This is a genomic window from Natronobacillus azotifigens, assembly GCF_026805325.1.
Lineage (GTDB): Bacteria > Bacillota > Bacilli > Bacillales > Amphibacillaceae > Natronobacillus > Natronobacillus azotifigens.
In genome coordinates this window covers 1-15,358 of the sequence record NZ_JAPRAT010000011.1, presented here as the reverse complement: position 1 = coordinate 15,358, position 15,358 = coordinate 1, and the positions used below count along the sequence as shown (strand labels likewise).

The following is a 15,358-nucleotide window of genomic DNA, read 5'->3' as shown; positions in this document are numbered from 1 at the left end:
TTACATTAGTACTAGTATAGCAGGCTACTAGAAAAAATGGAACCTCATGGATAACATTTCTTTACAAAATCAAGGGAAAACGTTGGGGAAAATATGAATTTTTCGTCTAACTTTACGAAAAATTCATAGTCCTTTCTTACTATGTTTTTTTGGCAACGTTTGCAAATTCCATAAAAAAAACAACCCCGTATAAGTGGGTTGTTTTTTCGCGAGTCCTAGCTTTTTCTTTTCTTACGCAGTTTTTTTCTCATTCCCCGCTACTAGTTTCGGACGTTTATGGAATAAGAACGCCACTGCAATGACATTAATAATGAATGCCGGTAGTAAATACGAGCCATTATACCAAAGAGAATAATACCAATCGCCTACTTCCAACACCGAACCAAAGAAAATGATTCCAGATAAGAAATGTGCTACAAAACGAAGGATAATTCCGATTAACACACCTATTGTGACCATACCAACAAAACGTTTTGTCGTCCCTGCCTTCAATGACCCTTGGACAGCTGGCGACATCACGCCAGCAAAACCAAGCACAGTGAAAGCAATTGGGTAATCCAACAGTGCTTGAGCCCAATTCAGAATGTATGGTGTTCCCAATGTCATTTGAAGAATAGCATATAAGAAACCTGCTAATAACCCACCTTTTGTTCCCCAACGGAAAGCAATGATAAAGATTGGAATCATCGCAAAGGATACTGATCCACCTTGTGGCCAAACTTTAAATGATAAAAAAGGAATGATGTCTAATACAAAGGCAAATGCGGAAAAGATTGCGACCTCAATTAAAAATAACGTACGATTTTGTTGCATTGTAATTCCTCCTAAAAATTTTTTATTGACGAATGAAAAAATGGCAACAAAAATAGCAATGACAAGGGGATGCTTCCTGATGGAGGACCCGCTCGCATTGCTACATTACGCCATCAAAAAAGCCACCATCCCTACGCTAGTACTAACTAACAGGTTCATAGGGTCTGAACGATTGTTCACTCTCAGCCGCGCTCGGCTCCCCTTGAAGGCTTAACTTGCTATGCAATTTTTGTTACTGTCATTATAACCAAACCTGATTAACTTGGCAATAGCTTTGCTTGTACTATCGTGAGCAAAGGTGGATTTTCCTAACATAAAGGTTGAAGTGAATTTTTAGTCAGCGGTGGGGTTTATTCAGACTGGTTTGATTGATTCTGACTTACTACTGTCCGAATTAACCCCTTTTTCGGACAACTTTACTTGATTCTGGCTTATTTCTGTCCGAATTAACCCCTCATTCGGACAGCTTTGCTTGATTCTAGCTTATTACTGTCCGAATTAACTCCTTTTTCGGACAACTTTGCTTGATTCTGACTTATTTCTGTCCGAATCAGCAACCTTTTCGGCCACCTTTGACTACACCCATGTTATTATCCAACAATTATTTTAGAAAAGAAAAAACTTGCCAAGTTGGCAAGTTTTATTCTCCATAATAATAATATTGATCTTTTTGTTTGTCACGGTCATTTAGTACTGCACCTAATAACTTCGCTTTTGCTGGCTCTAGTAAATGTTTTGCCTTAAGGGCGGCTTCTTGATCTGTTTGCTTACTACGAACAACAAGTAATGCACCATCTACTTGATTTGCTAGAATTTGCGCATCGGTAACGGCCAAAACTGGTGGCGTATCAAAGATGACTAAATCATAGAAGCTTGTTGCTTCTTGAATCATTTTCATCATTGCTTTGGAACCAAGTAATTCCGACGGATTTGGTGGAATTGGTCCAGCAGCCAAAACATCTAAATCAGGAATGTCCGACTTTGTTGTCGCTTCTTCTAACAACAATTCTCCCACCAATACACTACTTAAACCACGACGGTTGTCCACACGGAACGTATAGTGTACCGTTGGTTTCCGCATATCTGCATCAACTAATAAAACGCGCTTTCCTTGTTGCGCAAAAACAATTGCTAGATTCGCTACGGTTGATGATTTACCTTCTGATGGTCCGGCCGAAGTTACCAACATCGTCTTTAAATCGCCATCAACGGAAGCAAATTGTAAATTTGTTCGTATCGTTCGATATTGCTCAGAAATTGGTGAGCGAGGATTACTTTTCGTAATTAAATGACGCATCGTATTGTTAGCTGTTTTTTTTCGTTTGGCCACTGTACGCTCCCCTTTCTCTTGTTCGATTCATTTGATGTGGAATCACGATGTCCTGATCACTGATATGGGAAATTACACCCAAAACAGGCAGCTCTAATTTGTTCTCTACATCTTCTTCTGTCTTGACTGATGTATCTAAAAATTCTAGTAAAAATGCCAATCCAACACCAACCATCGCTCCAAGCACCAATGCTATTGCTACATTTAATGTTAAGTTCGGACTTACCGGACTAGGATTTGCTGCCAGCTTTGCTTCTGCTAAGACGTTTACATTATCAACATGCATTAAATCGCCGATATCATTCTGAAAAATTTCAACCGTCGTATTGGCTATTGCGACCGCCATCGCAGGATCCGGATCTGTCGCCGTTACGGTTACAACTTGTGAGTTGCCTTCGTTACGAATCGATAATTTATTACTGAGTGATCCTGATGAAATAGTTAGGTCCAACTGATCGACTACTTGATCTAGAATATAGTTACTTTTCATAATAATATTGTACGTATTTATAATCTCCACATTAGAACGAATTTGATTGAGATCAACCGACGTATCTGCTTGATCCCTACTTTGATTTACAATAAACTGATTGCTTGCTTGATATGTTGGCGTGATTGCGTAACGCGTAACTAAGCCACTAATTAGCGTCGCTCCAAGCATGAGAATAATGATTAAAAATAAGCGTTTTTTTACTACCGAAAATATTTCCTTTAATGATATCGTTTCTTCCATCTATTTGACCCTCCTGTAGACTATCATCGTCGAAGCCCTTTCTCTTTTTACACAAAAGAAATTATACCATAGTAATATATCAATTTGGGGATTATCTTAGGAATTGGAAGTTTTTTTTTGAGGAAAGATAATGGTATGATTGAATAAATGAAACAAAGGATGTTTCGATTTCTAATTTAATTGGGAATATCGGAAATCCTTCATTTCCTTCTTACACTACTGGAGGTACTTCTATGACAACGATTCAATTAATTAAACCGCGATCAATTATGTGTACAACACTATTACATAAGCTAGACTTAGCATGCAACCACATTTCACATCAACATACTTTAGACTTAGAGCAATTATTATCTAAACCTACTATTGACCTAATTATCATCGATATATCTATCTTACATGATCCTGTTCCCATTATCGAAAAATTATTAAAAAAAAATTTAAAGGTTGCCGTTTTAATTGGCAAGCAACAGATCGAGTCCATCGATCGTTTGTTTCAAATAAAAATTCATGGCTATTTATCTGAAGAAATTGAAGAATTTGAACTGCTTCGCGCAATAGAAATCATCTTATCCAATCAACGCTATATTCACTATCCGATTGCTACTGTTCTGCAAGATGCCTATCAAATTGCAACAAAACACGAACCAACTACGGAACGTCCTCCTAACGTATTTACTGATCGAGAGTGGGAAGTGCTTGATTTGCTAACAAAAGGTTGTTCAAATTTGGAGATTGCGGAGGCACTCTACTTGTGTGAGAGTACCGTGAAAAATTATATTAGCAATTTAATGAAGAAACTCGATGAAAACAATCGGACAAATGTAGTTTTGAGTGCATTAAGACATGGATGGTTTACCTTTTGAACTGCTCTTCTTTCTACTTCAGACCAAGGAATAGCCAGGAAACGTCTCCATGAAATATTAAAAAACTGCGATCAGCGGGTGGGGCATCTTCTCCCACTGATTTTTCATGAATTCCTTCGAAGTGCTACCGTGCATCACACTAGCGCGACCTACTTTGATTTTGAATCTGATGTTGAAACTATTTCTCTATTCATTTCCTTACAGAAAAAGCAAAGGGATCATTCTGCTTTTTTCTTAACCAACTTATCCATCCGATCGCGAGGACAAATAGGAGAATAGACGCTATTAGGTAAACAACACGCAGTGGAAAGTATTCTAATAAACCAAATGCTAGTAGTGGGCCAAGCGCAGCACCCGTATCAACCATAATCGTGTGGAAGGTAATCACTTTTATCGAATCGCCTTTCTCGGCTAAGTCGCTAGCGATTGTGTCTGTGGTTGTGACAAAACCAGTTGAGACGAATTGAAACAGCAGCAAAAGAACAATCACAAACGAAATCTGATTGATACTGCCGATCAAAGCGAATAGTGCACTTAGGCTAAGTAAAAAACAAATGAGTGCTTGCTGTTTATGCTTCGTATGATCTAAATACTTGCCGATAAAAGGAGCTAAAAATGGAGCCCATCCCCAACGAACAGCTTGGATGATTCCTGCTATGGCAGTGGATGTGAAAGCAAACGACATGAACGTCCAATTATCCTGATAACTCTGATCAATCCGTGCACTTAATGTATTAGAAAATACCCCAAAGATAAGTAACCCCATTACCATACTTGTTGATAGCGTTAATACAAACTGATCGAGTGCTAAAAGTGGCTTCTGCTGATCGGTAGTTGTTTTTTGAACTGTCGGTTCTTTTTTTCCTGAGGGGGTGAGAAATGGAACAAACGGGAAAGTGACACAACCGATCAATCCAAATAACGTAGTAATAAAGCGAATTGATGTTTCCGCAATTAATAATCCCCCTACTAACATTCCGATTAAACTTCCTATCCCCCAAACGCCGTTGTATAAACCGATAAACTGACCTCTGTCCGTTTTCGATGTTAGTTGAATGATGGAGAGAAACCCTCCCAATCGCAAGAGAGACCATGCAATTCCCCATACAATCCTCATCATGACTAGAATAGAAAATTGACTAAAGATCCCATAGGAGAAGGTAGAGACAATGGCTAAACCCATCGCAATTGATATTCCTAATCTTAATGAATAATGTCGATAGAAAAAACCAACCAGTGGATTGATGGGCAATCGCACAAAACGATTAATCGACAACAATACCCCCACTTGCCAAACCGCTGTCAATCCCATATCACTCCAATAGATAGGAAGAACAATCGAGAGCATGGCATCCCCCATAATCGCAACACCTGTAAAGACTGCAATCCCTATTACGCTAAGTTTATTTGTTCGATTCATGATTTTCTCCTTTTTCACGAAGCCAATGATTGATGATAAGACTAGCTTGTCTTAATGAAATTTGACGAGGCGAAAAGGCACGAAACCCCTGCTCCGAAAGTGTGTGAAGATAAGAGCCATTTGCCAGTTGAAAGATGTCCTCGTATCCGTTAATTGGTTGATCGGCTGCTTCACCTATCCAGCCGACCATCGACCCCTTCGTAATTTTCTCCTGTCCATCAGGAAAAAGAATCGAGATCACACTGTGAAAGTAGGCTTGACGTTGATCGATTGGGTAATTGGATAGTTTTTCAACTAAAGCCTTTGCTCGATCTCGGTCATGCCCAGGTAAAAATCGTGCAGTTTTCACACCGGGAAAACCATCTAAACTACTCACCTGTAACCCGGAGTCTTCACCGACGATAATATCATTTGGGTAATAACATTGAGCTGTCTTAGCTTTTAGCGAGGCATTTTCCAAAAAAGTTGAACCTGTTTCTTCAATATCTGCGATGTCATCGCCCATTGCTATACACATGATGGGTAGGTGAGCAAACCTTTGTTCCATTTCCTTTTGTTTTCTTTTATTTCTTGTAGCTAATCGTAATTTCAATCGACTTCCTCCCTTCGCTTACTAGTTTAGCTTTTTAAAAGAGGAATAAAAGTGTAGAATAGAATTGAATTCATTTCCCCTTTTTAAGGAGTGGTCATCTTGCTGATTGATTATTATCAAAAATTGTGGTTTGCGTATCGTGAAGTTGATTCCTATCCATCGCTTTCTGTTACCGTTGATCAACTTGCTCTGTTATTTTCTTGTACAGACCGTAATGTCAAAATCGTTGTGAAAAAAATGCAGGAGAAAGGTTGGATTGACTGGCAACCCGGAAGAGGAAGAGGACACCATTCACAGCTTACGTTACGTATTTCTTTCGATGACGTTGTCTTCACAGAGGCAAAGCGAATCGCCCGTCATCAATCGATTGATGATGCTGTTCACTTTATAAATCAATACCCAATCGCTCAAACGGTCATCCACCAATTTATGACAAATCTTATTTTTGAACAAATGCCTTCCTCACGAATAGAAGCGAACATCGATCATTTGCGTTTTCCATCCTACCGTTCTCTACCTATTCTTGACCCTGCTTGTATGGATCGCCGGACAGAGAATCATCTCATGCGTCACCTCTATGATTCCCTTGTATCTGTTGACCAGCATTGTCATGGTATGAAACCTGGATTGGCACATGCATGGAAGACAAATAATGAAAAAACACAATGGTGGTTTTATTTAAGAAAATCAGTATTTTTTCATGATGGTCGACAGCTCGTTGCCAAAGACGTATGTGAAAGCCTCGATCGTCACCGACACAAATCATCGCCCTATTATTGGGTAGGGAAACACATCGACACACTAGAAGTGATCCAACCCTTGACAGTAAAAATAATTTTTGACAAACCAATGCCCTTCTTTTTAGAAATCATGGCAACATTAGCAGGTGCCATCGTATCACCAATGAAAAATGGGAAATTGCAGGGGACTGGTCCGTTTCGATTAATCGAAAATAACGAACAACAACTCTCAATGGTCGCTAATGAAAAGTATTATCGTGCTCGTCCCATTCTTGATCAAGTGACACTATATTTCTTTCCAAATTTATACGATAACAAGGATAAGTTGTTAACAGAACAAACTTCCACACTCAATTTCTATCATTATCCTTATTCCAATGATTTGCATCACTATCAAGAGCAAACATTTATCGATCAAGGGAGCAAATTATTAACTTTTAATGGACAAACCGGTCTGCTTTCGAATGATCGAGCGTTGCGCCAAGTCATTTGTGCTGCGATCCAACCTAGTCATTTAATTAAAACGCTAGGAGGAAACCGATACGTAACAGCAACTCGCATGCGCCGAACGTTGGAAAGAGGTTCGTTACAAGAAACATCACTTGATCAGGCAAAAACATTGTTAGAAAAGAGCAACTATCGAGGAGAAGTGCTTACTTTAGCAGGCTATAAAGGAGCAGGAAACGAATTAGATGGCCAATGGATTCAATCCCAATTGAGTAAAGTAGGAATCAAGATAAGCATCACTTTTTATGAATATGCTGATTTTTTCCGCCAGCCTTTACGGGATATTGATATGTTAATCGGAGAACAGTTAGCAGTTGAGGATCCTTTGATAACCTACTTTAAGACTTTTCTTGGTGATCATGGTTTACTATCCTATCATTTACCTACGAAGAGCAAAGAGAAACTAGAACAATACTTGGTTTCTTCTTTACCTAAAGCGCGTATTATAGCGGAAATTGATCAACTAGAAGCACATCTTGTTGCAAATCATCATAGTTTATACTTGTATCGGCTAAATCAATATGCGATTTATCCTGCTTATTTCAAAGGAATTGAACTTAATGTGCTAGGTTGGATTGACTTTTGTAAACTTTGGTTTGATAGAGAAGAATAACAGAACTGAACGTGAACAAACGAGCATGCACTTTGTTCAGTTACCGTGCCCCCCTCATGACTGCCTACGACATTTTTCTTATCTATTGATCAAATACTAGGTACATTGATTCCTTTTTTGTCGATACACTTGGTTTTATGGTATATTTTGATATAATTGTAATGATATGAATATGTTGTCAAGTTGTAGCTGCAAAGGATGGTGGCCATTTGATCATTGATCAGTTTATCGAAGAAGAACAATTTTATCATTATTATCAACCGATTTTTGATTTAAAAAGGCAGAAGCAACTTGGTTACGAAGCACTGCTTCGCTCCCGCGTATATCCTAATCCGGAGTTTGCCTTTCAAGCTGCAAAACGTGCATCACTCTTATATGAACTAGATACAAAATCAATCAAGAAAGCAATTGCTACGTATCAAGATGCGAATGTAAAGAAAGCTGAATTGCTACTTTTTATCAATGTACTCCCATCAACACTCGTTGATCCGCGTTTTTATAGTTTTATTACGGATTTATTTAACAAGAGTAGCATACAAGCCCATCAACTCGTATTAGAAGTATCAGAATCTGAAACATTCGACGAATCATTGGATTTTGTCACCTATATTCATCGTTTAAGAGAACTGGGCATTTGGATTGCACTAGATGATGTAGGAACCGGCTATGCCAACTTCAATATGATTATTGAGATCGAACCTGACTTCATCAAACTCGATCGGTTATTTAGTAGCCAATTAAATCAATCGAAACAAAAACAAAGCTTAATCTATTTTTTTCAGAATTATTGTCAAACCAATCAAATTCAACTCATTTTAGAAGGACTGGAAACGAAAAATGAATTGACATATGCAAAGGAGCTTGGTGTGTTACATGCCCAAGGCTATTATTTAGGAAGACCCGCTTTGCTTCAAGAATGTTAGTGCTCTCCCTTCTTTCTTATAGAAAGTGAAAACGGTTTTTAGGTGCTCAGCTATGGTGATTGTTAGTGCTAAAGAATGACCTACTAGCCTTTAGTCGTTGGAGCGCCACCTTTCCTCTTCCTGTTGTTTTCAATGGAGAGTCTTACGAATGGTGCTCCTGAATTGTATTTACAATTATTCTGAATACTCCTTCCTCTTTTTATTTTCAAATAAGATTATCTAGTGAATTTTGTCGAATTACGCTATAATAATCTCAAGCATGTAATCTAGTAAAAAGAGAGGATGAATATGTATGCAGTTTTGTAAGGAATGTGGGCATGAGCTAAAAAAAGATGCACAATTCTGCCCAGAATGCGGGACTCCAATTGGTGGTAGCCAGAAACCGCCAACAGTTCAGCAACCAGCAACACCCAAGTCGCCACGTCAGATAACGTTGAAACAAAAAATTATGGTTGCTAGTGTTGCGGCGATTGTTCTGCTTGTGTTTGGAGGTTATCAGATTGGCGCTTCGATTACGAATCCAGAACGTCTAATCAACCAATTTGAGGAAGCGTTGCAGGAACAGGATGCGAATGCTTTGGCGTCGCTACTTGAATCAAGTGATAGTCGATTGGAAATCACTTCAGCAGGTGTAGAGAACTTACTGGAGGTAATTGCAGCTTCTCCATCAAGTCAGCCTTATTATGTGGATACGTTACGATCGCAAGCAGAGGCGTTCAAAAATAACGATTCCGTGTATGGAGATACCATTTTCACCTTGAAAAAAGAGGGGAAATCAGCTATTTTCTATGATCGATACATAATTGAAGTTACACCGTTCTATTTTTCTGTATCAACAAATATGGTAGATACAGAGATTACTTTTGGAGATGAAGTTATTGCCGTCAGTGATCAGGACGACTACAGTAAAGAACACGGTCCGGTATTACCGGGAGTATATCAACTAACTGCAACCTATCAAAATGAATTTGCTACGTTAGAAACTACCAATCAATTATCTCTACTTAATCCCTATGATCAGGACTATCATGTGAACTTGCCGATCTATGGTGATTATATTTCACTGAATGCAGAATATGCGAATATAGCTTCAGAGATTGAATTTTTCATCAATGATGATGCGATAACGGTTGAACAGGAAGAAACATTTGGTCCCGTATCGACTGATGGTTCTCTTACCGCCCACGCTTCGTTAGCATTCCCGTGGGGTAACATAACATCAGAACGTACCGCAATTGATCAAAACTATATTTATTTGTCGGTACCAAAACCGTTTACAAATGATTTAGAAGAAACATTGATCGAGATGATCCATACGTTTGGTGAAGAATATGCAGCATTGCATGATTCTCCCGATGATTTTTCTGTCGTGACCGTTGCAACCGATGAGTTGTTGAATGGTGCGTTAGCCGACAGTGTCGATGATTCTGGTTTTTGGCATCGTTACTGGACTGGCGAACATGTGAAAACCATGATTGATCTCGATAGTTTTTATCTGGAACACTATAATGATACGTACTATGCTTACGTAGAGACGCGAATTGTTTTTAACAGTGCAACAGCTTATGACGAAGAAGATTTAGATGAGGCAGAACTTGATGAGGAAAATAATGATTGGCAAATCGAGTTTGTCTATGATGAAGCTGAGGATGCTTGGCTGATCAACCATTATCAGAATTTATGGTCATTTAGTGAAAATAATGTGATGGAGATTGAACGGTAGGGCTATTTTTAGCGAGAAGATATTCTAAGTTGTAGCTAAATACCGTTTAAATAAAGCTTCAATCAGTGGAAGTTTTAGCTTTCCCCACTGATTTTAGCTCTAAAGGATGACCTAAAGACCCTTGAATCATTCCGAGGGTTAGCTTCCGTTACTCCCACCTAATTTTCTTAATATTTTGAAGTGGAAGGCTTACGGATGGTTACTTACTCTGGAATAAATTAAAAAAAAAGAAAAAGGAGCGATTTATTCATGCATTGTCCAAATTGTAATGCATCACTGGATGCTGATGCAAAATTCTGTACATCTTGTGGATCAAAAATTACTGATGCACCAAACCAATTAGGTGATCAAGCAAAAGCTGGTGGCGCAGAACAAGAACCTGTTCAAAACAACACGGCGCAAACGCCACAGACACCAGCACAACCAAATCCGCAAGTGGAGCAAGTGAAAAAAGCAAGTAAAGATTATTGGAACTTCTTACCGAGCGCCTTGCTGCATCCTTTTGCAACAAGTAAAAAAATGACAGACAGTAAATCAGATATGATTAATGGAATTATTACACTTGTACTATTTTCTTTATTTGTGCCATTCTTTTCTTATTTTGCTGCAAGAAATATGGTTTCTAATTCCCTTTTAGGTTCGTTTTATACTCCAACATTCATGGATTATGTTGTAACACCATTTTTCCTATTCTTAATCTTTTTTGCTGTATTAATTGGAATTAAGTTCGGTGTAGCTCAGTTAATGAAAGCCCCTATTTCTTATGTGGGTGTATTAACTCGTTTTGCTTCTATGTTAGTATTGCCAACTGCATTAGCAGCTTTAGGCATGTTATTTGCCCTGTTAGGTGGCGGTTTCGGTGCATTCTTGATTGCTTTAGCCATGTCCTTTGCTTCGATTGCAAGTATGGCTACGCTGTTCTCGATCAAAGAAACATCGGGTACGGATACGGGTCTTGATATTTTTTATGGCATTGTATTGACCTATGTAGGAGTAGGGATTTTCATCTTAATCGTAGGTGATATATTTATTGCGCAAATTATCGATTCAATTCCGTGGTAATTTATTCTGATAGGAGTGCATGGAGTTGTACTCCTATTTGAAGATTTCGCTAAGATTGTCGAAAATTTGTCGACACATTTTAGCAAAAATTTTTTTATCGCTCGAACTCTTAGAACGGTTAGGGTTCGAGCAAATCCAGCTAAAAAAATGTGATATAACTCACTTCTATTTTAAAAAATAATATGCTAGACTTTAAATCAAATACTATATATAGTGTTTGATTTTTTCTATATATACAACATATTGTATCGGGAGTGAGATAGTTGCAATTATCTACAGTATCGGAAAAAACTACAGATCATTTATTACATGCCTTAACAGAAATCGTTGAATCTAGCAATCAAGATCTTATACAAGAGAATGCCAATGTCGATGGTCAGTCTCCAATGGGACAAATGTCGAAATTCGCATCAGAAACTGCAAAGCACTATGCGAAAACGGAAATGCTAAGCGAAGAAGTTACCGAAGCAATTGAAGCAAATTTTATTCACCCACACGATCTCGACTTCATGCCGACCGGAACAACTACATGTTGTCAAATTCCACTGGGGGCTATTTTAAAAGGTGGCTTTAACACAGGACATGGTTACATGCGTGAGCCGAATGATATTTGTAGCGCAATGGCTCTGTCGTCAATTATTTTTCAATCGAATCAAAACATGCAACACGGTGGACAAAGTTATCCCATGTTTGATTATGATTTAGCACCTTATGTACATAAAACACATCGCAAACATTTGAAGCGCCTGCGTAGTTATCCAACGAAATGGACGGATACCGAAATCGACGAACTTGCTTGGAAAGAAACGGATCGGGATGTTTATCAAGCTTGTGAAGCTTTTATTCATAACTGCAATTCGATGCATTCACGCGGTGGTGGACAAGTACCGTTTGTTTCGATTAACTATGGGACGGATACTTCACCAGAAGGGCGTTTGTTAATCGATAATTTATTGCGTGCAACGAAAGCAGGACTGGGAAATGGGGAAACACCGATTTTCCCGATTCAAATTTTCAAAATGAAAAAAGGAACGAATTATGAACCAGGTGAGCCGAACTATGATTTATACCAGTTGGCACTAGAAACAACAGCAAAGCGCCTGTTCCCGAACTTTAGTTTTATTGATTCAAGTGTGAACGTTCAACATTATGATGGCACACCAGAATCCGAAGTATCGTATATGGGTTGTCGTACTCGTGTCATGGCTAACCGCCATGGGGATGATAATAGTATTCAGCGTGGAAACTTATCGTTCACATCGATTAACTTAGTGAAGATCGCCTTGACTTCCCAAACAAAAGATCAATTTTTTGACAAGCTTGGCTATTATACGGATTTGGTTGTAAAGCAATTATTAGAGCGTTATGCTTTTCAAGTGAAAAAACAGGCACAACATTTCTCCTTTTTATATGGACAAAACGTTTGGAAAAACAGTGAAGATCTAGCTCCGACGGACACTCTAGAAGAAGTGTTGAAACAAGGAACGTTAAGTGTTGGTTTCATTGGACTAGCGGAAGCATTAGTAGCATTAATAGGAGAGCACCACGGTGAATCTGACGAAGCCTATGATCTTGGCTACGAAATTGTCTCGTTCATGCGCAGCCGTGTTGATGCAGCAGCGGACACTAATGATTTGAATTTTTCGCTCATTGCTACACCAGCGGAAGGGTTGTCTGGCAAATTCACGAAACGCGACCAAGAGACATTCGGAAAAATCCCTGGTGTTACGGAACGGACTTTTTATACAAATTCCTTCCATGTACCTGTGTACTACAACATTCGAGCGATTGACAAAATCAAACGTGAAGGAGCATTCCACAAGTTATGTAATGGTGGACACATCTCCTATATCGAATGTGATGGCGATGTATCGAAAAATACGAAAGCACTAGATGTGTTGGTTAAATCAATGGCTGCGAACGACTTTGGTTATGGATCGATTAACCACCCGGTCGATCGTTGTATGGAATGTGGCTATACAGGCATCATTGATAATGAATGTCCAAAATGTCATACAAGTGATGACGAAAAAGTAGAACGTATTCGCCGAATCACCGGTTACCTCGTTGGTGATATGAAGAAATGGAATACAGCGAAACGTGCAGAAGAAAGTCAACGTGTGAAGCACCAACAAAGTGCCAACTTGAAAGATGCATTAAGTGATAGTGGTGCGAGCGGTCCTGCAGATTTTGGCGGGACTGAAGTTAGCGAAGCTGGGACATTGGGTGCTAAACGTAGTACGTGCGGTGACCTTAGACATCGTGAACCGGAGACAAGCGAATCTATTTCGGGCGAAAATACTAACTTAGCGAATGAAAGCAATGGTCGATTTGCATGCGAGTAATGAATATTTTGCATGATTCTGTAGTAGATGGTGAGGGATTACGGACGGTGATTTTCTTTGCTGGATGCCCCCACTTCTGCAAAGGATGTCATAATCCCGCCAGTTGGAACATCAACAACGGGACGGAAATGACAGCAGATGAAATCGTCGCTGAAGTAGCGAGCAACCCGCTGACCGATGTCACGTTATCAGGTGGTGAGCCGTTCTTCCAGGCGAAAGAAGTTGCTGAAGTTGCTCGACGTTTAAAAGAGCTTGGAAAGAACATCTGGACATTCAGTGGCTATACATTAGAACAGTTGTTGGAGGCAGAAGGCGAAGATGGTGCAGCAAAACGAGAACTTCTCCGTTACTGTGATGTACTAATTGATGGCCCGTTTATTTTAGCGGAACGTGATTTGAGCCTGAAGTTCCGAGGCAGCCGCAATCAGAGGATTATTGATTTGAGTGACATTGATATAGCATATTGTGAAAGGCAGGGAACCAGCTAAAGGGAGCTGGTTCCTTTTTTTGGTTGGGTGCGGGGATGCGGGGTGGTGCTATTGATGCGGGGTGCGGTGATCCAATGCTGTGATGTTTTGCGGGTAATATAGTCGGAGATTGTGCTGTGGCAAAGTAAAGGAGAGTTAATGAGCATGGGGGTTGGGGTTGGGGTTGGTTTCGGCTTGGGCCGAAACCTTCCGATTGATGTTTAATTGAAAATAAGGAAGGTTCCGGAGGTATCCGGAACCTCACTGCATTTAAAAGGATGAGGTTCAGGCGGAGACTGAACCTTCCTTATAAGGGGTGTGCTCGATCAATTGATTCAGCCTAAGCTGAACCATCCTTATTTAGTTTTTCAAGATTAGTGACTAGGTGCCGAGAGTGTGCTTGGCGGTTGCGTGCGATTTTCGCGATTTATTCGCATTCTCCACGTTTTATTCGCATCTTTTCTGATTTGTTCGCATTCTCCGGGATTTATTCGCATCTTTTCCGATTTGTTCGCATTCTCCGAGATTTATTCGCATCTTTCTTGATTTGTTCGCATTCTCTGCAATTTATTCGCATCTTTTCCGTTTTGTTCGCATTCTCCGCGATTTATTCGCATCTTTCCTGATTTGTTCGCATTCTCTGCGATTTGTTCGCATCTTTTCTGATTTGTTCGCATTCTCCGCGATTTATTCGCATCTTTTCTGATTTGTTCGCATTCTCTGCGATTTATTCGCATCTTTCCTGATTTGTTCGCATTCTCCGCGGTTTGTTCGCATTTTTTCCTTTTTGTTCGCATTCTCTGCGATTTATTCGCATCTTTCCTGATTTGTTCGCATTCTCTGCGATTTGTTCGCATCTTTTCTGATTTGTTCGCATTCTCTGCGATTTGTTCGCATCTTTTCCGATTTGTTCGCATTCTCTGCGATTTGTTCGCATCTTTTCTGATTTGTTCGCATTCTCTGCGATTTGTTCGCATCTTTTCCGATTTGTTCGCATTCTCCGCGATTTGTTCGCATCTTTTCTGATTTGTTCGCATTCTCCGCGATTTATTCGCATCTTTTCTGATTTGTTCGCATTCTCCGCGATTTGTTCGCATCTTTTCTGATTTGTTCGCATTCTCCGCGATTTATTCGCATCTTTTCTGATTTGTTCGCATTCTCTGCGATTTGTTCGCATCTTTTCCGATTTGTTCGCATTCTCCGCGATTTGTTCGCATCTTTTCC

13 protein-coding genes, 1 pseudogene and 1 riboswitch are annotated in these 15,358 nt (G+C 39.5%); of the genes and pseudogenes, 7 read left to right on the top strand and 7 right to left on the bottom strand.

What is annotated here, in order from left to right:
* Positions 1–231: 231 nt before the first annotated feature.
* The 3 genes from thiT to OWO01_RS07150 all read right to left on the bottom strand — a co-directional run bounded on the left by thiT (position 232) and on the right by OWO01_RS07150 (position 2,876).
* Positions 232–813 (bottom strand): energy-coupled thiamine transporter ThiT, encoded by a 582-nt coding sequence (gene thiT / locus OWO01_RS07160; RefSeq protein ID WP_268779758.1) that lies wholly within the window; start codon positions 811–813, stop codon positions 232–234.
* Between the two features lie 111 nt (positions 814–924).
* Positions 925–1,026, bottom strand: a riboswitch (TPP riboswitch).
* Positions 1,027–1,453: 427 nt separating this feature from the next.
* A complete protein-coding gene (locus OWO01_RS07155) occupies positions 1,454–2,143 on the bottom strand; it encodes a CpsD/CapB family tyrosine-protein kinase (RefSeq protein ID WP_336283861.1) in 690 nt (229 codons plus the stop codon).
* On the bottom strand, positions 2,118–2,876 hold the full coding sequence (locus OWO01_RS07150) for a YveK family protein (RefSeq protein WP_268779757.1): 759 nt from the start codon (positions 2,874–2,876) through the stop codon (positions 2,118–2,120). Before OWO01_RS07150 ends, OWO01_RS07155 begins: the two co-directional genes overlap by 26 nt.
* A 233-nt stretch (positions 2,877–3,109) precedes the next feature.
* Here OWO01_RS07150 and OWO01_RS07145 point away from each other — a divergent pair, with 233 nt between their 5' ends.
* Complete coding sequence (locus OWO01_RS07145; protein WP_268779756.1) at positions 3,110–3,742, top strand: helix-turn-helix transcriptional regulator; 633 nt, start codon at positions 3,110–3,112, stop codon at positions 3,740–3,742.
* Positions 3,743–3,932: 190 nt separating this feature from the next.
* Here OWO01_RS07145 and OWO01_RS07140 read toward each other — a convergent pair whose 3' ends face one another.
* Positions 3,933–5,162: an MFS transporter gene (locus tag OWO01_RS07140; RefSeq protein ID WP_268779755.1), complete on the bottom strand. Its 1,230-nt coding sequence runs from the start codon at positions 5,160–5,162 to the stop codon at positions 3,933–3,935.
* Positions 5,146–5,754: a non-canonical purine NTP pyrophosphatase gene (locus OWO01_RS07135; protein ID WP_268779754.1), complete on the bottom strand. Its 609-nt coding sequence runs from the start codon at positions 5,752–5,754 to the stop codon at positions 5,146–5,148. Before OWO01_RS07135 ends, OWO01_RS07140 begins: the two co-directional genes overlap by 17 nt.
* 99 nt (positions 5,755–5,853) lie before the next feature.
* Here OWO01_RS07135 and OWO01_RS07130 point away from each other — a divergent pair, with 99 nt between their 5' ends.
* The 6 genes and pseudogenes from OWO01_RS07130 to nrdG all read left to right on the top strand — a co-directional run bounded on the left by OWO01_RS07130 (position 5,854) and on the right by nrdG (position 14,155).
* Positions 5,854–7,614, top strand: coding sequence for an ABC transporter substrate-binding protein (locus OWO01_RS07130; RefSeq protein WP_268779753.1), 1,761 nt, complete (start codon positions 5,854–5,856; stop codon positions 7,612–7,614).
* A 209-nt stretch (positions 7,615–7,823) separates the two neighbouring features.
* Complete coding sequence (locus OWO01_RS07125; RefSeq protein ID WP_268779752.1) at positions 7,824–8,537, top strand: EAL domain-containing protein; 714 nt, start codon at positions 7,824–7,826, stop codon at positions 8,535–8,537.
* Between the two features lie 292 nt (positions 8,538–8,829).
* The gene (locus OWO01_RS07120; RefSeq protein ID WP_268779751.1) at positions 8,830–10,260 is read left to right on the top strand and encodes a zinc ribbon domain-containing protein; all 1,431 of its coding nucleotides are present in this window, start codon (positions 8,830–8,832) and stop codon (positions 10,258–10,260) included.
* A gap of 249 nt (positions 10,261–10,509) precedes the next feature.
* The gene (locus OWO01_RS07115; RefSeq protein WP_268779750.1) at positions 10,510–11,322 is read left to right on the top strand and encodes a zinc-ribbon domain-containing protein; all 813 of its coding nucleotides are present in this window, start codon (positions 10,510–10,512) and stop codon (positions 11,320–11,322) included.
* A 263-nt stretch (positions 11,323–11,585) separates the two neighbouring features.
* Positions 11,586–13,454: pseudogene (locus tag OWO01_RS07110) on the top strand (anaerobic ribonucleoside triphosphate reductase); the annotation flags it as partial.
* Between the two features lie 203 nt (positions 13,455–13,657).
* Complete coding sequence (gene nrdG, locus OWO01_RS07105; protein WP_268779749.1) at positions 13,658–14,155, top strand: anaerobic ribonucleoside-triphosphate reductase activating protein; 498 nt, start codon at positions 13,658–13,660, stop codon at positions 14,153–14,155.
* A 506-nt stretch (positions 14,156–14,661) separates the two neighbouring features.
* Here the strand turns inward: nrdG and OWO01_RS07100 are convergent.
* Positions 14,662–14,871 carry a hypothetical protein gene (locus OWO01_RS07100; protein WP_268779748.1) on the bottom strand — a complete coding sequence of 70 codons (210 nt, stop codon included), beginning with the start codon at positions 14,869–14,871 and terminating at the stop codon, positions 14,662–14,664.
* Complete coding sequence (locus OWO01_RS07095) at positions 14,862–15,251, bottom strand: hypothetical protein (RefSeq protein ID WP_268779747.1); 390 nt, start codon at positions 15,249–15,251, stop codon at positions 14,862–14,864. The genes OWO01_RS07100 and OWO01_RS07095 overlap by 10 nt, the downstream gene beginning before the upstream one ends.
* Positions 15,252–15,358 lie beyond the last annotated feature (107 nt).